Source organism: Siculibacillus lacustris (assembly GCF_004328075.1).
GTDB classification, from domain to species: Bacteria; Pseudomonadota; Alphaproteobacteria; order Rhizobiales; family Ancalomicrobiaceae; genus Siculibacillus; species Siculibacillus lacustris.
Genome location: NZ_SJFN01000041.1, coordinates 22485 through 38839, shown reverse-complemented (window position 1 = coordinate 38839; position 16355 = coordinate 22485). Strand labels below are relative to the sequence as shown.

The 16355-nt window shown below is 70.4% G+C and carries 15 protein-coding genes; 8 read left to right on the top strand and 7 right to left on the bottom strand.

What is annotated here, in order from left to right; all coding sequences use genetic code 11:
* From EYW49_RS19950 to EYW49_RS19935, 4 genes are all read left to right on the top strand, one after another.
* Positions 1 to 181 (top strand): transposase (locus EYW49_RS19950; RefSeq protein ID WP_206365403.1); only part of this gene is annotated, 181 nt, incomplete at its 5' end.
* 315 nt (positions 182 to 496) lie between these two features.
* Entirely contained in the window at positions 497 to 1186 is a 690-nt protein-coding gene (locus tag EYW49_RS19945) for a response regulator (RefSeq protein ID WP_165498345.1), read from the top strand.
* A 29-nt stretch (positions 1187 to 1215) separates the two neighbouring features.
* Complete coding sequence (locus EYW49_RS19940) at positions 1216 to 1623, top strand: NADH:ubiquinone oxidoreductase subunit NDUFA12 (protein WP_131311389.1); 408 nt, start codon at positions 1216 to 1218, stop codon at positions 1621 to 1623.
* 153 nt (positions 1624 to 1776) lie between these two features.
* Complete coding sequence (locus tag EYW49_RS19935; RefSeq protein WP_131311388.1) at positions 1777 to 2394, top strand: DUF2155 domain-containing protein; 618 nt, start codon at positions 1777 to 1779, stop codon at positions 2392 to 2394.
* Between the two features lie 72 nt (positions 2395 to 2466).
* Here the strand turns inward: EYW49_RS19935 and aat are convergent, their stop codons facing one another.
* From aat to EYW49_RS19915, 4 genes are all read right to left on the bottom strand, one after another.
* Positions 2467 to 3141 carry a leucyl/phenylalanyl-tRNA--protein transferase gene (aat, locus tag EYW49_RS19930; RefSeq protein WP_131311387.1) on the bottom strand — a complete coding sequence of 225 codons (675 nt, stop codon included), beginning with the start codon at positions 3139 to 3141 and terminating at the stop codon, positions 2467 to 2469.
* 82 nt (positions 3142 to 3223) lie between these two features.
* Entirely contained in the window at positions 3224 to 4576 is a 1353-nt protein-coding gene (gene accC, locus EYW49_RS19925) for an acetyl-CoA carboxylase biotin carboxylase subunit (protein ID WP_131311386.1), read from the bottom strand.
* Between the two features lie 11 nt (positions 4577 to 4587).
* A complete protein-coding gene (gene accB, locus EYW49_RS19920; RefSeq protein WP_131311385.1) occupies positions 4588 to 5052 on the bottom strand; it encodes an acetyl-CoA carboxylase biotin carboxyl carrier protein in 465 nt (154 codons plus the stop codon).
* A 270-nt stretch (positions 5053 to 5322) separates the two neighbouring features.
* Positions 5323 to 6081, bottom strand: a complete 759-nt coding sequence (locus EYW49_RS19915) for a DsbA family protein (RefSeq protein ID WP_131311384.1) — start codon at positions 6079 to 6081, stop codon at positions 5323 to 5325.
* A gap of 229 nt (positions 6082 to 6310) precedes the next feature.
* On the opposite strand from EYW49_RS19915, the gene EYW49_RS19910 reads away from it, so the two are divergent.
* The 3 genes from EYW49_RS19910 to EYW49_RS19900 all read left to right on the top strand — a co-directional run bounded on the left by EYW49_RS19910 (position 6311) and on the right by EYW49_RS19900 (position 9387).
* Positions 6311 to 7258: a 2-hydroxyacid dehydrogenase gene (locus tag EYW49_RS19910; RefSeq protein WP_206365511.1), complete on the top strand. Its 948-nt coding sequence runs from the start codon at positions 6311 to 6313 to the stop codon at positions 7256 to 7258.
* A 77-nt stretch (positions 7259 to 7335) separates the two neighbouring features.
* A complete protein-coding gene (locus EYW49_RS19905) occupies positions 7336 to 8496 on the top strand; it encodes a pyridoxal phosphate-dependent aminotransferase (protein ID WP_165498344.1) in 1161 nt (386 codons plus the stop codon).
* A 183-nt stretch (positions 8497 to 8679) separates the two neighbouring features.
* The gene (locus tag EYW49_RS19900) at positions 8680 to 9387 is read left to right on the top strand and encodes a DNA-3-methyladenine glycosylase I (RefSeq protein WP_131311383.1); all 708 of its coding nucleotides are present in this window, start codon (positions 8680 to 8682) and stop codon (positions 9385 to 9387) included.
* A 58-nt stretch (positions 9388 to 9445) separates the two neighbouring features.
* Here EYW49_RS19900 and msrA read toward each other — a convergent pair whose 3' ends face one another.
* The 3 genes from msrA to EYW49_RS19885 form a co-directional block, all read right to left on the bottom strand.
* Positions 9446 to 9955: a peptide-methionine (S)-S-oxide reductase MsrA gene (msrA, locus tag EYW49_RS19895; protein WP_131311382.1), complete on the bottom strand. Its 510-nt coding sequence runs from the start codon at positions 9953 to 9955 to the stop codon at positions 9446 to 9448.
* Entirely contained in the window at positions 9952 to 10395 is a 444-nt protein-coding gene (gene msrB, locus EYW49_RS19890) for a peptide-methionine (R)-S-oxide reductase MsrB (protein ID WP_131311381.1), read from the bottom strand. The genes msrA and msrB overlap by 4 nt, the downstream gene beginning before the upstream one ends.
* Before the next feature lie 913 nt (positions 10396 to 11308).
* Positions 11309 to 14035: an Rne/Rng family ribonuclease gene (locus EYW49_RS19885; RefSeq protein WP_131311380.1), complete on the bottom strand. Its 2727-nt coding sequence runs from the start codon at positions 14033 to 14035 to the stop codon at positions 11309 to 11311.
* A gap of 834 nt (positions 14036 to 14869) precedes the next feature.
* Between EYW49_RS19885 and EYW49_RS23105 the strand changes: the two genes are divergently transcribed.
* A complete protein-coding gene (locus EYW49_RS23105) occupies positions 14870 to 16180 on the top strand; it encodes an N-acetylmuramoyl-L-alanine amidase (protein ID WP_165498343.1) in 1311 nt (436 codons plus the stop codon).
* Positions 16181 to 16355: the final 175 nt, after the last annotated feature.

Here is a 16355-nt window from a genome sequence, read left to right as displayed (position 1 = left end):
CCGAACCGAGGTCGTCGGCATCTTCCCCAACGAAGATGCCATCGTCCGGTTGGTCGGGGCGATCCTGCTCGAACAGAACGACGAATGGGCCGTCCAACGCTCCCGCTACATGACGCTGGAAACGATCGCCGCCATCGACGATGATCCTGCCGTCCTCGGCCTGCCGAACATGGCGGCCTGAGGACGCCGCCCATATCGGCGCGCCCGCTGGCCACCGGTCAGCTACACCACCTCTCGGGACACGATCGGTCGGGTGACGTAACGCCGTCTAAATATGGTGTCGCACCATGTGGAAAACGGGGACGGATCGGACGCCCCGGCGATCCCGCGGGAATCGCACGCAGAATCGAGTCGAATTCGACGCAATTTGGCTCGCCCGTCGGAACCCGACCTTCAGTCCGACATGCGAGGATCGCGTCCTCAGAAGAGCGGGCCGGCGCGGACGGCGGGGTCGGCGAGGCCGAATGTCGCGGCTCATGCGAAGGGGGACGGGCAGATGCGCAAGAATCGCGCGCAGGGGATCGCCCTGACGGATCTCGACGTCGTGGTGGTCGACGACTCCAAACCGATCCAGGCGATCGTGCGGACCATGTTGAACGCGGCGCGTGTGGCCAGGGTCCGAGTCTTCGACGGTGCGGCGGCTGCGTATGATTCGATGATGGTGGAGACCCCCCATCTGCTGATCACCGACTGGAACATGCCGGGCACCGACGGGTTGTCGTTGGTGCGGCGGATGCGCGATGCGCGCACCGGGGCGCTGGCGACGGTGCCGGCGATCCTGATCACCGGCCATGCGACCCGCGATCTGGTCGAAACCTCGATCGCCGCCGGGGTGCATTTCGTGCTGGTCAAGCCGTTGTCGCCGGCCAACGTGTTGAAGCGGATCGAGGCGGTGATCACCGATCCCCGCCAGTTCGTGATCGACGAGCGGACCGGCCTGTTCGTGCTCGACGATCGCGACCTGCGGCTGAGCGGCTCCAAACAGCGCCATGCCTGGACCGATCGGGCCGGCCCGGCCTTGCGCGAACGCCTGCGGGTGGCGCCGGCGCGGGTGCGGCGCGAGGCCACGACCGAGGCGGTGCCGGACGCGCCGGCGCGTCCCCGGTCGACGATGGGGCTCAGCGCGCCGATCCGTGGCGGATCCGCCCAATCGGCGACTGGACAGCCGCCGCCCCGCACGGCATAACGACCTCCTCAAGCGAAGAGGCGACGCCGATGAAACAACTCGTGCTGATGCTGCTCACCTGGTGGAAGGGAATCACCTTCGGCACGTGGGTCCACACCCGTCTCTACGGGGAGTTCGTCGGCGAAGACGAGTTCGGCAACCGCTACTACCGGACCAAGGGCGGCGCCATCGACGTCGGGCTGGGGTTCCAGCGGCGCTGGGTGATCTACAAGCAGGACCAGGACGGATCGGCGATCCCGCCCGGCTGGCACGGCTGGATGCATCATCGCGTCGACACCCTGCCGACCGACGAGACCTATGTGCCGCGCGCCTGGGAAAAGCCCCATCTGCCGAACCTGACCGGCACCGCCGCGGCCCACCGGCCGCTCGGCTCGCTGCTCGGCAGCGGTCGCCGCGCCGCCACCACCGACGACTATCAGGCCTGGAAGCCGGAGTGATCGTCGGGAGATGCCGGGGCGCCGCCTCGGCTTCGCCACGAGTCGGTGCCAGAGCTTCGCCGGGATGACGCGCCGCCGGTCGTTCGCGATCGAAGCGGCGTGTTTCGTCGCCGTCGCCCGCCCCATCCCGCCGCTCGTTGCCCCCGGATCCCGATGACGAAGTCTCCGTCCGCCGCCTCTTTCGTCCTCGCCCCGCGCCGGACGCCGTCGCTCGTCGCCGCCGCCCTCGGGGCGGCCCTGGCAGCGGCCTCGATCGGCGTCGCCGTGGCGGCACCGGCGGCCAAGCCGGCAACCCCGACGCTGCCGGTCGCCGCCGACGACGGCAACAAGATCGCCGATCCCTTCGCGACCTTCTCCGGCCTCGACAAGATCACCGGGCGGATCATCTCCTTCGACGTGGCGATCAACGAGACGGTGCAGTTCGGGGCGCTGCAGGTGACGCCGCGGGTGTGCTACTCGCGGCCGCCGACGGTGGCGCCGCTGACCACCTCCTTCGTCGAGGTCGACGAGATCACCCTCGACAACAAGATCCGCCGTATCTTCTCCGGCTGGATGTTCGCCGACAGCCCGGGTCTGCACGCGGTCGAGCACGCCGTCTACGACGTGTGGCTGACCGACTGCAAGGCGGCGACCACCGACGCCGCGACTCCGGCGAAGTCGCCCACGCCCAACGCTCCGGCGACCCCGGCCCCGCCCGCGCCGCCGGCCGCCGCCCCCGCCGCGCCGACCGGCCAGGGTGGACGCTCGGTGATGCCGGTTCCGGCCCGCTGAGCGGTCTGGGCCGGCGGTTAGACGTCTCCAATCCGACAGATCGTGAAGTCTGCGCGCACCACCGCGCGTCCGTCAGGCCCTCGCTGGCCCGAGCGCGGCGAGCGCCGTGGCGCCGTCGACGCCGCTGCCGGCCGGCGACAGGCGGTGAAAGTCGGCGCCGACCGCGAGCGCTGCACGCAGCCGCGCCCGATAGGTCCGCCGCGGGATCTCGAAGGCGCCGAAGCGGCCGAGATGGCTGGTCAGAAACTGGGTGTCGAGCAGGGTGAAGCCGCCGGCGACGAGGCGGGCGACGAGATGGACCAGCGCCACCTTGGAGGCGTCGGTCTCGCGCGAGAACATGCTCTCGCCGAAGAAGGCGCCGCCCAGCCGCACGCCGTAGAGCCCGCCGACCAGACGGCCGTCGCGGCGGCACTCGACGGTGTGGACGTGGCCGCGGGCGAAGAGCTCGCCGTAGAGGCGGCGGATCTCGGCGTTGATCCAGGTGCCTTCGCGGCCCGGTGCGGGGGCGGCGCAGCCGTCGACCACCGCGTCGAAGTCGCGGTCGCACACCACCTCGAAGCGGTCGGAGCGGACGGTGCGGGCGAGGCGGCGGCCGAGGTGGAAGCCGTCGAGCGGCAGAATGCCACGCATCTCCGGCTCGACCCAGAACAGCACCGGATCGTCGGCCGATTCGGCCATCGGGAAGATGCCGGAGGCATAGGCGTCGAGGAGGAGATCGGCGGTGATCTTCTGGACGAGCCCGGCCAAGGCGGTGTCTCCGGCGGGAGGCGACGGCGCCGCCGGGCGGCAGGTCGCGCGGCGATGAGCGGGGAGGGGCGCCGGCCGGCGGTCAGGCCCCGGTCGGCTCGGCTTCCAGGAAGCGCTCCAGCCAATGGATGTCGTAGACGCCGTTGGCGATGTCCTGATTGTCGATCAGGCGGCGGAACAGCGGGATGGTGGTCTCGATGCCGCCGACCACGAATTCGTCGAGGCAGCGGCGCAGGCGCATCAGGCACTCGACGCGGTCGCGGCCGTGGACGATCAGCTTGCCGATCAGGCTGTCGTAATAGGGCGGGATCTTGTAGCCCTGGTAGACGCCGCTGTCGACGCGCACGCCGAGGCCGCCCGGCGGGTGGTAGTAGGTGATCTTGCCGGGGGAGGGCACGAAGGTCGCCGGGTTCTCGGCGTTGATCCGACACTCGATGGCGTGGCCCTTGAACTCGATGTCGCCCTGACCGACCGACAGGCCCGAGCCGTAGGCGACGCGGATCTGCTCGTTGACGATGTCGATGTCGGTGATCGCCTCGGTGATCGGGTGTTCGACCTGGAGACGGGTGTTCATCTCGATGAAGAAGAACTCGCCGTTCTCGTAGAGGAACTCGATGGTGCCGGCGCCGGCGTAGCCGAGCCCGGCCACCGCCTTGGCGCAGATCGCGCCGATACGGTCGCGGTCGCCGGCGTTGAGGGCCGGCGAGCCGGCCTCTTCCCAGATCTTCTGATGGCGGCGCTGCAGCGAACAGTCGCGCTCGCCGAGATGGATCGCCCCGCCCTTGCCGTCGCCGAGCACCTGGATCTCGATGTGGCGCGGGGTGAGCAGCAGCTTCTCCATGTAGACCGCGTCGTCGCCGAAGGCCGCCTTGGACTCGCCGCGGGCGGTGGCATAGGCCTCGGGCAGATCTTCGGCCGAGCGGGCGATCTTCATGCCGCGGCCGCCGCCGCCGGCGGAGGCCTTGATCAGCACCGGATAGCCGATCTCGGAGGCGAACTTCAGGGCCGCCGCTTCGGTCTCGACGGCGCCGTCGGAGCCGGGCACCACCGGGATGCCGAGGCGCTGCGCGGTGCGCTTGGCCTCGATCTTGTCGCCCATGATGCGGATGTGTTCGGCCGACGGGCCGATGAAGCGGATGCCGTGGGCCTCGACGATCTCGGCGAAGCGGGCGTTCTCCGACAGGAAGCCGTAGCCGGGATGGACGGCTTCCGCGCCGGTGATCTCACAGGCGGCGACCAGCTGCGGGATGTTCAGATAGCTGTCGCGGGCCGGCGGCGGGCCGATGCACACGCTCTCGTCGGCGAGGCGGACGTGCATCGCGTCGGCGTCGGCGGTGGAATGGACCGCCACGGTGCGGATGCCCAGTTCCTTGCAGGCGCGCAGGACCCGGAGAGCGATCTCGCCGCGGTTGGCGATCAGAATCTTGTTGAACATGGGGCTCCCCGTCACGCGATGACGACGAGCGGTTCGTCGTATTCCACCGGGCTGGCGTCGTCGAACAGGATGGCGACGACGACCCCCGAACTCGGCGCGGGGATCTGGTTCATCGTCTTCATGGCTTCGATGATCAGCAGCGTCTGGCCTTCGCGGACCTTGTCGCCGATCTCCACGAAGGTGGCCGAGCCGGGCGAGGGCGAGCGATAGGCGGTGCCGACCATCGGCGACTTGACCAGACCGGGATGGGCGCTCCAGTCGCCCTCGGCGGGCACCGGCGGAGCGACGGCGACCGGGGCGGCGGCGATCGCCTGCGGCGCGGCGATGGTCACCGGCGCCATCACCTGGACGTTGCGGGCGACGCGGATGCGCAGATCGCCCTGCGCGACCTCGATCTCGCTGAGGTCGGTCTCGGCGATCAACAGCGCCAGTTCGCGGATGAAGTCGCTGTCGAAGGGCTTTTTGGGGGCGGGCATCGTGTCTCTTCTCGTTTCCTGTCGGTCGCCGGTGTCGCCGCAGGCCGGGCGCTCGCGCAGAGACGTCGAGATCCGGCATCCGTGGATCCGGGGGCGCACCCGGGGGTCGAGGTTCGCAGCGCGTCCCCGTCTGCTCGCCGCCGGGGAGCGTCGATCGTCCCCTTCGGCATCGGCGGGGGCCGTGCACGTCGGCGCTTTATAGGCGGGCGACCGGTCGCGAACAAGTGGCCCCGGCGCGCCGGGGCGGCGGCGGGGGCGCGCCTCGGCGTCTCAGCACTTGCGGGTGACGGCGCAGCGGGCGCGGCCGACCGCCTCTTCGAGACGGGCGATGCCGACCGCGCCGGGGACGATCTGGTCGCCGATGACATAGGACGGCGTGCCGCTGAGGCCGAGACCGGTCGCCAGCCCATAGACCTCTTCGAGGGTGGCGGGCACTTCGCGGTCGGCCATCGCCCGGTCCAGCGCCGTGGAATCGACGCCGGCGCCATTGGCCGCCTCGAGGGCGCGGGCCCGATTGGCCTCGCCGCGGCCGCCGAGCAGACGCTTGTGGAAGTCGAGGTACTTCTCCGGGGCGACCTGTTCGACGGCGACCGCGACCTTGGCCGCTTCGACCGAGCCGGGTCCGAGCACCGGGAATTCCTTGAGCACGATCCGCAGATTGCGATCGCGATCGATCAGGCCGAGCATGTCGGGCAGCGCCCGCTTGCAGTAGCCGCAGTTGTAGTCGAAGAACTCGACCAGGGTGACGTCGCCCTTGGGGTTGCCGAGCACCACCTGGCGCTTGCTGTCGAACAGCACCGCGGCCTTCTCGGCCAGCACCTTGGCCTGACCCTCGGCGGCAGCGGCGGCCTGCTTCTTCTCCAGCGCCGCCATCGCCTCCTCGATCACTTCGGGATGTTCGACGAGGTAGTCGTGGACGATCTTCTCGATCGCCGCCTTGTCCGGCGCGTCCTTGGCGGCGGTCGGCGCGACCACCGCGAAGGCGAGGCCGGCGGCCAGAATCAGCGAAGTGACGAGACGCGACGGCATGGGGCGCTCCGGACGGGAGGGATCGGACGAACGACGCACGAGACTCCGGCTTATAGGCCACGAAAGTGTCGGCACACAGCGGTCGTCGCGCCGGGGCCGTCACATTGTCTCGAGGGCGGGCCGGCGTCCACCGGCGCGGGGGCTGCCGCGACGAGAACGACCTTGCATCGGCCGGCGCATCCGACGATCCTCCCGGCTCGATCGGCGGGGACTCTCGGGAGACGGAATCATGACGGGGACGCGCAAAATCGTGGTGCAGGCCGGATCGATGGGCCCCGATTTCGACGGCCGCCTCGCCGCCGCCTACGACGTGATCGCGCTGTGGCGCACGCCCGAGGGGCCGGCGCGGATGGCGGCCGAGGCCGAGTCGATCGAGATGGTGGTGACCTCGGCCTTCAAGGGCTGCGACGACGCGTTGATGGCGCGGCTGCCGCGCCTGAAGGCGGTGTGCTCCTTCGGCGTCGGCACCGATTCGATCGATCTCGCCGCCGCCGCCCGGCGCGGCGTGGTGGTCTCCAACACCCCCGAAGTCCTCGACGACTGCGTCGCCGATCTCGGCTTCGCGCTGGTCCTCGACGTGGCGCGGCGGATCAGCGAGAGCGACCGCTATCTGCGCGCCGGCGGATGGGAGAAGACACCGTTTCCGCTCGCCGCCCGGGTTTCGGGCAAGAAGCTCGGCATCGTCGGGCTGGGGCGGATCGGCAAGGTGGTGGCGCGCCGCGCCTCCGGCTTCGACATGACGATCGGCTATCACAACCGCAAACCCGACCCGGCGGTGGGCTACGCCTATCTGCCGAGCGTGGTGGATCTGGCGCGCTGGGCCGACATCCTGATCCTGACCTGTCCCGGCGGGGCGGCGACGCGCAACCTGATCTCGACCGCCGAACTCCAGGCGCTGGGGCCGCAGGGCTTCCTGGTCAACGTCTCGCGCGGCAGTGTGGTCGACGAGCCGGCGCTGATCTCGGCCCTCGAAAAGGGGCTGATCGCCGGGGCCGGGCTCGACGTGTTCGCCGACGAACCGCATGTGCCCGACGCCTTGAAGGCGCTGGACAACGTCGTGTTGACCCCGCACGTCGCCTCGGCCACCCGCGAGACGCGGCGCGCCATGCACGATCTGACGCTGGCCAACGTCGCGGCGTTCTTCGCGAGCGGACGTCTGGTGACCCCGGTCGGCTGAAACCTTCGGCGGTTTCCGATCCGCTTTCATCCTCGGCGGGCGCGTCGCGCGCTCCGCTCCCCGGAGATCTTCCGTCGATGTCCCGTTTCCAGCCTTCGGCGCGCAGCCGCGTCGCTCCGTTCATCGCCATGGAAGTGCTCGGCGAGGCGGTGGCGCGCGAGCGCGCCGGCCACCGGGTGATCCACATGGAGGTCGGTCAGCCCGGCGCGCCGGCCCCGAGCCCGGTGATCGCCGCGGCGCACCAGGCGCTCGGCGGGCCGCTCGGCTACACCGAATCGCTCGGCATCCGGCCGCTGCGCGAGGCGATCGCCGCGCATTACCGCCGCACCTACGGCGTCGATCTGGCGCCCGACCGCGTCGCGATCACCGCCGGATCGTCGGGGGCCTTCACCCTGGCCTTTCTCGCGGCCTTCGCGCCCGGCGCTCGGGTGGCGCTGCCGACCCCGGGCTATCCGGCCTATCGCAACCTGCTCGGCGCCCTCGGGCTCGAGGCGGTGGAGATCGAATGCGGCGCCGACACCCGCTGGGCGCTGACCCCGGAGATGATCGCCCGCGCCCACGCCGAGCGGCCGCTCGACGGCATCCTGGTGGCGAGCCCGGCCAATCCGACCGGCACGATGTACACGCCCGCCGCCCTCGACGCCCTGGTGCGGGCGGCCGACGATCTCGGCATCTGGTTCATCTCCGACGAGATCTACCACGGCCTCGTCCACAACGGCGTGCAGGCGACGGCGCTCGCCTCGTCGGACCGCGCCATCGTGGTCAACTCCTTCTCCAAGTACTACTGCATGACCGGCTGGCGGATCGGCTGGATGGTGATGCCCGAGGTGCTGGCCAAGCCGATCGACCGGCTCGCCCAGAACCTGACGCTGTCGAACAACGAGATCTCGCAGCGCGCCGCGCTCGCCGCCTTCGATGCCGCCTCGACCGTCGAACTCGAAGCGGTCAGGGCGGGCTATGCCGAGAACCGGGCGCTACTGATCGAGGCGCTGCCGCGGCTCGGCTTCACCGATCTGCTGCCGATCGACGGGGCGTTCTACGCCTATGCCAGCTGTGCACGCTTCTCCAACGACAGTCTCGACTTCGTCCGGCGGATGCTGGTGGAGGCCGGCGTCGCGGCGACCCCGGGCGCCGATTTCGACGCGGCCCGCGGCAACGCCTATGTCCGCTTCTCTTTCGCCGGCACCCGCGCCGACTGCGCCGAGGCGATCGAGCGGATCGGACAGTGGCTGAGGTGACGAATCCGGAATTGACGCCAACGCATTGAAACGACATCGTTCTGTTGCCGTTCCCTGACGTCGTTTCCCTGAGTCATGTCGCTGAGTCATGTCGCAGAGTCATGGTGCGGCGCAGCGTGGGGCGGCGGAGCGGGACACGGACGGGGCGCCACGGTGGCGTGGCGAGACCGGGGAGTGGTCGATATGAGAAGCTTCGCAGCCCTCTACGAGATCGCCGCGGCCCGCAAGGGCGGGGCCGACGCGCTCGAACGCCGCCTCGCCGAGACCGCGCCGCTGCCGCGCGCGGCGATCGCCGCGACCCCGGACGACCGGATCCTGGCGGCGATGACCCAGCGGATCTTTTCGGCCGGCTTTTCGTGGAAAGTGATCGAGGCCAAGTGGCCGGGCTTCGAGGCGGCCTTCTTCGGCTTCGAGCCGCATGCCTGCGCGTTTCTCGCCGGCGAACAGTTCGAGGCCCTGCTGCACAATGCCGACATCGTCCGCAACGGCGCCAAGATCCGCTCGGTCCAGGTCAACGCCCGCTTCCTCCTCGATCTCGCCGCCGAGCACGGAACCGCCGCGCGGTTCTTCGCCGATTGGCCGGACGACGATCTGGTCGGGTTGCTCGAGGTGTTGAAGGCGCGCGGCTCGCATCTCGGCGGTGATGCCGCGCCGCGGACCCTGCGGGCGATCGGCAAGCCGGCCTGGGTGGCGACCCCCGACGTCGTCGCGGCGCTGATCCGCGAAGGGGTGATCGACCGGCCGCCGACCTCCAAGCGCGATCGTACGGCGATCCAGGCGGCGTTCAACGCCTGGGCGGCCGAGTCCGGGCGCGACGCCACCACCATCGGCCGGACGCTGGCGATGACCGTCGAGAGCCCGAGCCCCGCATCCCACGGCCGCCACGCCTGAACGGGGCGAGGGCGCCCCGCCCGGACCGCGAGGCCCGAGCGAGACGCCCTCGGATCCGTCACTGCGCCGCGGCGCGGTGCGGCAGTTTCCAGTTCGGGCGGACGAAGTGGCAGGTGTAGCCGTTGGGGATGCGCTCCAGATAGTCCTGGTGCTCCGGTTCGGCCTCCCAGAAGTCGCCGGCCGGGGTCACTTCGGTGACCACTTTTCCCGGCCACAGACCGGAGGCGTCGACGTCGGCGATGGTGTCGAGGGCGACGCGCTTCTGCTCCTCGCCGATATAGAAGATCGCCGAGCGGTAGCTGGCGCCGCGGTCGTTGCCCTGGCGATCGACGGTGCTCGGGTCGTGGATCTGGAAGAAGAACTCCAGCAGATCGCGATAGGAGATGCGCGCCGGATCGAACACGATCTCCACCGCCTCGGCGTGACGGCCGTGGTTGCGGTAGGTGGCGTTGGGGACTTCGCCGCCGGAATAGCCGACGCGGGTCGAGATCACGCCGTCGCGGCGTCGCAGCAGCGCCTGGACGCCCCAGAAGCAGCCGCCGGCGAGTAGGGCACGTTCGGTCGTCATGCGGGATCCTCCACCTGGTCGAGATAGGCGCCGTAGCCCTGGGCTTCCATCTCGGCCTTGGGCACGAAGCGCAGCGAGGCCGAGTTGATGCAGTAGCGCAGGCCGCCGCGGTCGCGCGGCCCGTCGGGGAAGACATGGCCGAGATGGCTGTCGCCGTGGGCCGAGCGCACTTCGATGCGGACCATGCCGTGGGAGACGTCGCGCAACTCGCGCACGCCCGCCGGTTCGATCGGCTTGGTGAAGCTCGGCCAGCCGCAGCCGGATTCGAACTTGTCGGCGGAGGCGAACAGCGGCTCGCCGGAGACGATGTCGACGTAGAGGCCGGGCGCGAAGGTCGCGACGTATTCGCCGGTGCCGGGCCGCTCTGTGCCGTTCTGCTGGGTGACCCGGAACTGCTCGGGGGTCAGGCGCGCCAACGCCTCGGGATCCTTTCGGTACATGGAGTTCTCCTGGGTTCGAGTGGGCGGTCTCTCGACCGGCGCGGGGGCGTCGGATCGGCGGGACCGTCGCGGATCGGCCGTTCGGATCGCGACCGCCGCTGCGACGCCCCGTTCGGAGTGCGTCGCAGGAAGCGGCCTCGGCTCCTCCCCTATGTAGGGTGGCGCGTGCCCGAGACGATGGGGGGCGCGCGATCGGCGGGGCGATCGTCGGGCTCGAAGGGCTCTACGCTCGGGCGAGGGGGTTCGTTACAGGGGCGGGGGATTTCGGKGGGGGCAGGGAGAGGGAGGGCGGCGTCGGCAGAGGGGCAGGTGGGGCGCGCGCAGCGCGGGAGGCGGCGTCGAGCGGGCGCGGGGCCGCTGGCTCGGCGCGCACAGCAGAAAGCGGCGGTGTCGCTTCAGTTCGTGGAGCCGTGCCACCTCGTTCCCTCCCCCCTCGAGGGGGAGGGACAGGGAGGGGGGGACGGGAGGTGCCCCGGTCGAGGTTGTGCGGGAAGGAGGGGCCGAGCCCCCCTCTCTGTCTCTCCCCCTCGAGGGGGGAGAGGACGCCTACACGGGCACCCGACGCGGTGCGATCGGACACACGGGTGCGACGGGGATCGCCGGTCAGACGGGCAGCGCCGGTGCGGCGGGGACCGCCCCGCCGACAGCCGGCCCCGGAGCCCCGAGACGGCGCGCGCCGCGCCGCTCCTCCGCGCCACGCCCCGCCTCACCATACCCTCCGGCTCATTTCTGCGGGAGGCGGGGAAATTCGGCGTCGGCGTCCTTCGAACGCCCCCCAGACGACACCCCGAAACGCGACGAGGGCCGATCGCTCGGCCCTCGTGCAGTTCAATGAGTCCCGGAGACTTCGCATCTTCATCGAAGAAACGCTCGCATCACACTGATATCGAACGCCTCTCCGTCGAAGTCTCGCTCACAGGAAGCCCTTCTTCGACCACCAGCCGGACTTGCGCGGCTGGTCGGGCGGCAGCTCGGTCGAGACGACTTCGGGCTTGGCCGGCGCCGGCGGTTCCGGTTCCGGCGCGGGTTCGACCGCGACCACCGGGGCCGGTTCGACCACCGGCTCGGCGACGACCGCGACCGGCTCGGGCGCACTCTCGGCGACCGGGGCGGCCTCGACGGTCGCCTCGGCCGGGACCGCGTCGGTCACCGTCTCGGCGGCGGCCGCAGCCGCAGCCGCGGCGGCCTCTTCGGCGGCCTTGGTCTTGGCCGTCTTGCGGGGGGCACGGACGCGCTTGGGCTTGACGGCCGCGGCGGCGGCCGCTTCCTCCAGGACCTTCACTTCCGCTTCGAGGGTCTCGCGATCGAGCACCACCACCTCGGGCGCCTCGCCGGTCGGCGGCGCGTCGGCATCGATCACGCCGACTTCGACGGTGATCTCCGGCGCGTCGTCGTCGCCTTCGTCGCCGGAGGCGGTGTCGTCACCGCCCTCGTCGTCCCAGCCGCCGTCCTCGCCGGTGGAACCCGAGGTCTCCTCGGTGCCGTCGGCGCGGTTGCGGCGTCCGCCGCGACGGCCGCGACGGCGGCGCTTGCGCGGCGCTTCGCCGGTGCCGACTTCGCCTTCGAAGGCTTCGCCGACGGCCGTGGTCTCGAGCTCGCCCGAGGTCTCGTCGCCGGAGCGATCGCCCTCGTCGTCACCGTCGTCGTCCCTCTGGTCGTCGTCACGGCTGTCGTCGTCGGCGGCATAGGCTTCGCCGCCGGGGCCTTCGCTGCCCGGTTCACCGTTGCGGCCGCGACCGCGCCGGCGCCGACGCCGACGCCGACGGCCTTCGCCTTCGGCCCGGGTCTCGCCGGGCCGATCGGCCGAGCGTTCCGCGGCGCGTTCGCCGCGCGGGGCGACGGTCTCGTCGGTGGTCTCGACCTCGTCGGCCTCGAACACCTCCTCCTCCTCCTCGGGCTCCTCCGGCAGAGCCGGCGGCGGCGGGGCGAGTTCCGGACGATCGGCACGCGGCACCACCGCGTCGCCCTTCTCGACCAGATAGAGGTGGCCGGCCTGAGAGGCGTGCTCGTCGGCCAGGATCGTCACGTCGAGGCCGAAGCGGCGCTCGAGGTCGGCGAGATGGCCGCGCTTGTTGTTGAGGATGTAGAGCGCCACCGCGGTGCGGGTGCGCACGATCAGGTCGTGGGTGACGCCCTTCAGCAGCGATTCCTCGAGGCTGCGCAGCACGTGCAGCGCGACCGACTCGGTCGAACGGACCATGCCGGTGCCGCCGCAATGCGGGCAGACCACCATCGAGCTCTCGAGCACGCCGGTGCGGATGCGCTGGCGCGACATTTCCATCAGGCCGAAATGCGAGATCCGGCCGACCTGGATGCGCGCCCGGTCGTTCTTCAGGCAGTCCTTGAGCTTGCGCTCGACCGCCCTGTTGTTGCGGTTCTCCTCCATGTCGATGAAGTCGATGACCACCAGACCGGCGAGATCGCGCAGGCGCAGCTGGCGGGAGACTTCCTCGGCCGCTTCGAGGTTGGTGGCGAGCGCCGTGTCCTCGATGTTGTGTTCGCGGGTCGACTTGCCGGAGTTGACGTCGATCGAGACCAGCGCCTCGGTCTGGTTGATGACGATGTAGCCGCCCGAGCGCAGGGTGACCTGCGGGCTGAACATCGCGTCCAACTGGCTCTCGACGCCGAAGCGGGTGAACACCGGGGTCGGCTCGCGGTAGTTCTGGACGTTCTTGGCATGGCTCGGCATGAGCATGCGCATGAAGTCCTTGGCCTCGCGATAACCGTCGTCGCCGGCGACCAGGATTTCGTCGATGTCCTTGTTGTAGAGGTCGCGGATCGAGCGCTTGATCAGGCTGCCCTCTTCGTAGACGAGCATCGGCGCCGACGACTTCAGCGTCAGTTCGCGGACGTTCTCCCACAGACGCAGCAGATATTCGAAGTCGCGCTTGATCTCGGCCTTGGTCCGCGCCGCGCCGGCGGTGCGCACGATGACGCCCATGCCTTCCGGAACCTCGAGCTCCTGGGCGATGGTCTTCAGGCGCTTGCGATCGGTCGGCTGGGTGATCTTGCGAGAGATGCCGCCACCGCGCGCGGTGTTGGGCATCAGCACCGAGTAGCGGCCGGCCAGCGACAGGTAGGTGGTGAGAGCCGCGCCCTTGTTGCCGCGCTCCTCCTTGACCACCTGGACCAGCAGCACCTGACGGCGCTTGATGACTTCCTGGATCTTGTACTGGCGGCGCAAGCGCGGCTGCGAGCGGCGCTCGGGCAGCTCTTCGAGCGCGTCCTCGGAGCCGACGTTCTCGACCTGATCCTCTTCGGCGACGCCGTCTTCGTCACCGTCGGCGTCGGCGTCCGCGGCGGCGCTCTTGGCGCGACGCGGGCGATTTTCTTCGCGATCGGCTTCGGAATGGATCCGCGCCTCCTCCTCCAGCAGGGCCTGCCGGTCGGCGGTGGGGATCTGGTAGTAGTCCGGGTGGATCTCGGAGAAGGCGAGGAACCCGTGGCGATTGCCGCCGTAGTCGACGAACGCCGCCTGGAGGGAGGGTTCGACGCGGGTCACCTTGGCGAGATAGATGTTACCCCGCAGCTGCTTCTTGGTGGCGGCTTCGAAGTCGAATTCCTCGACTCGGCTGCCGCGCACCACCACGACCCGGGTCTCTTCCGGGTGGGTGGCGTCGATGAGCATCTTGTTGGCCATCAGGCATGAACTCCACGGCCCTCTGTCCGGGCGTCGTCCCGAGGAGGACGACGGCGCGCCGAGGGGCCGTTCGTGTGGGATGGGTCGATGAAAGGGACGGGGCGGCGAACGTCTCCGGAGCCGCGACGAACGAACCCGACGATCCCGGACGGCGGTGGGCCGGTCCTGGGGTCTGGCGGGCTGCGGTCGTCGTGTACGGCATGTAGGTTCCGTTCGATCCCGTGGGTTCGAGAGATCGGGCGTCGCGGCCCGATCGGTCTCAGTCGGATCCCCCGCCCATCACATCGCCGAAAGCGACCGTCCAGGCGCGGTGCCCGCGGGGAAATTCCCCGTTGGAGAACATCGTACTCGTCGTCAGACCTCGTGGCGGCGACGTACGCTGTCCAGGAGCTTCACCTTCTTTCCTCCGACGTCGGCGAAGGACCCTGCGGCGAACCGGCAACTCTCGCGATCGATCGACGGCGAAACGCACCGTCGGGGTCGACCCTCCCTCCGCATCGTCCCCGAAGGGCGGTCGTCCACTCGAAAACGGCGAGCCGGACGGCGTCGGGCGAGAGTATTCCTGCCGGATCGATCACCGGTCCGATCGTCGACGGGCGCGTGAGCGTCCCGGACCAGATTCGGAAGGAGAACGAATTCCTTGAGCCCATACTTACGGTCGGCGATACATCAATGCAAGCCGCATCCGTCGGCAGCTCGGTGCGCAGGTCTCGCGCGCGGAGCCGAGCCGACGGGGCGAACGCGGGCTCGGGGCCTGCGGAATCGGCGCGCGACGACGGGAACATCATGATCGGGCATCGCATGACCTCATCGAACCGTCGGCCGAACCGTCTCGTGCGAGCCATCGGGTGCATCGCAGCGCGACTGGTGTTGGCGCTCCTGGTGTTCACGTTCGCGCGATCCGAGGCACTCGCGGCACCGCCGCCGATCGTCCATGCGGTGGCGATCGTCGCGGAGGGGGCGGCGACGGTGGTCACCGTCGATCTGTCGGCGCCGCTGCCGATCGCCGTGTTCACGATTGCCGACCCGAGTCGCCTGGTGGTCGAAGTGCCGTCGGCGCGGTTCGACCTCGCCAAGGACGCCGGCCGCGGCGGCGGCGGTCAGATCGTCGGTTGGCGCTGGGGCGATTTCGCGCCGGGCCGGGCGCGGCTGGTGTTCGACGCCCGCCGCCCGCTGAAGATCGCTCGCGCCGATCTGGTCGACGGGCCGATCGCCGGCCGGGCGCGGCTGGTGATCGAACTGGTGGCGGCGACCCGCGAGGAGACGGTCGACGCGCCGACTCTGCACCTCGGACCGGCGGGCCTCGCCGCGGCGGCGGCGCCGCTCGCGGCCGACCGCCCGCCGACGCCGGGTCCGGGCGCGGCCAAACCGGTGGTGGTGATCGACCCCGGCCACGGTGGTCTCGACGCCGGCACCGTGAGTCCTGCGACCGGCACCCCGGAGAAGACCGTGGTGTTGGAGATGGCGCGGGTGCTGGCCGAGCGGCTGCGCGCCGAAGGGCGCTACGAGGTGGTGATGACCCGTACCACTGACGTCTTCATCGGGCTCTCCGAGCGGACCCGGATCGCCCGGGCGCATCACGCCGATCTCTTTCTGTCGATCCACGCCGACGCCGAATACGACCACTCGGTGCGCGGGGCGACCGTCTATACGTTGGCCGAGAAGGCCTCGGACGAGCAGGCGGCGGCGCTGGCCTTCAAGGAGAACCAGTCGGACGCGATGGCCGGGCTGGGGCTCGACGAGGCCCACGACGAGGTCGCCGACATCCTCGCCGATCTGACCTTGCGCGAGACCCGGCATTTCTCGCAGCGCTTCGCCCGCGATCTGATCGAGGCGTTCCGGGTCGGCGGCCGGCTGGTCAAGACCATGCCCCATCGCCAGGCCGGCCTCCGGGTGCTGCGCGCCCACGATGTGCCCTCGGCGCTGATCGAGATCGGCTTCCTGTCCAACAAGGAAGACGAGGCGCTGATGACCGCGGCCGAGTGGCGCGAGCGCACGGCGCGGGGGCTGGTGGCGGCGATCGACCACTATTTCGTCGAGCGCGGGCGGATCGAGGCGCCGGCCGGTGTGGCGGGTTTGCGTCACCCGGCGGCCGCGGGGCCGGGCGGAGCGCCGCCGCGCCCCGGCGCCGCAGCTTCGCCATAAACTTGAAAAAGAAAGGCGGGGCGCCTAATCCTCGCGGGCGCCGCGTCGCGTCTCCGAAATCCGGAACGGCGCGGCGGGCGCGGTCGGTTGCTCCTCGGATGACCGGGACGCCGCCGCAAGGGCGTTCGGGAGTCCCCCGAGCGATCGGCAGACGAGCCGCGAGGCTGAGGAACGG

Excerpts from the sequence above, each read along its gene's own strand:
- msrB (WP_131311381.1), bottom strand. The coding sequence starts at position 10,395 with ATGTACCGAAAGGATCCCGAGGCGTTGGCGCGCCTGACCCCCGAGCAG.
- EYW49_RS19910 (WP_206365511.1), top strand. The coding sequence starts at position 6,311 with ATGACGGGGACGCGCAAAATCGTGGTGCAGGCCGGATCGATGGGCCCC.
- EYW49_RS19945 (WP_165498345.1), top strand. The coding sequence starts at position 497 with ATGCGCAAGAATCGCGCGCAGGGGATCGCCCTGACGGATCTCGACGTC.
- EYW49_RS19915 (WP_131311384.1), bottom strand. The coding sequence starts at position 6,081 with ATGCCGTCGCGTCTCGTCACTTCGCTGATTCTGGCCGCCGGCCTCGCC.
- msrA (WP_131311382.1), bottom strand. The coding sequence starts at position 9,955 with ATGACGACCGAACGTGCCCTACTCGCCGGCGGCTGCTTCTGGGGCGTC.
- EYW49_RS19900 (WP_131311383.1), top strand. The coding sequence starts at position 8,680 with ATGAGAAGCTTCGCAGCCCTCTACGAGATCGCCGCGGCCCGCAAGGGC.
- EYW49_RS19940 (WP_131311389.1), top strand. The coding sequence starts at position 1,216 with ATGAAACAACTCGTGCTGATGCTGCTCACCTGGTGGAAGGGAATCACC.
- EYW49_RS19885 (WP_131311380.1), bottom strand. The coding sequence starts at position 14,035 with ATGGCCAACAAGATGCTCATCGACGCCACCCACCCGGAAGAGACCCGG.
- EYW49_RS19935 (WP_131311388.1), top strand. The coding sequence starts at position 1,777 with ATGACGAAGTCTCCGTCCGCCGCCTCTTTCGTCCTCGCCCCGCGCCGG.
- accC (WP_131311386.1), bottom strand. The coding sequence starts at position 4,576 with ATGTTCAACAAGATTCTGATCGCCAACCGCGGCGAGATCGCTCTCCGG.
- EYW49_RS19905 (WP_165498344.1), top strand. The coding sequence starts at position 7,336 with ATGTCCCGTTTCCAGCCTTCGGCGCGCAGCCGCGTCGCTCCGTTCATC.
- accB (WP_131311385.1), bottom strand. The coding sequence starts at position 5,052 with ATGCCCGCCCCCAAAAAGCCCTTCGACAGCGACTTCATCCGCGAACTG.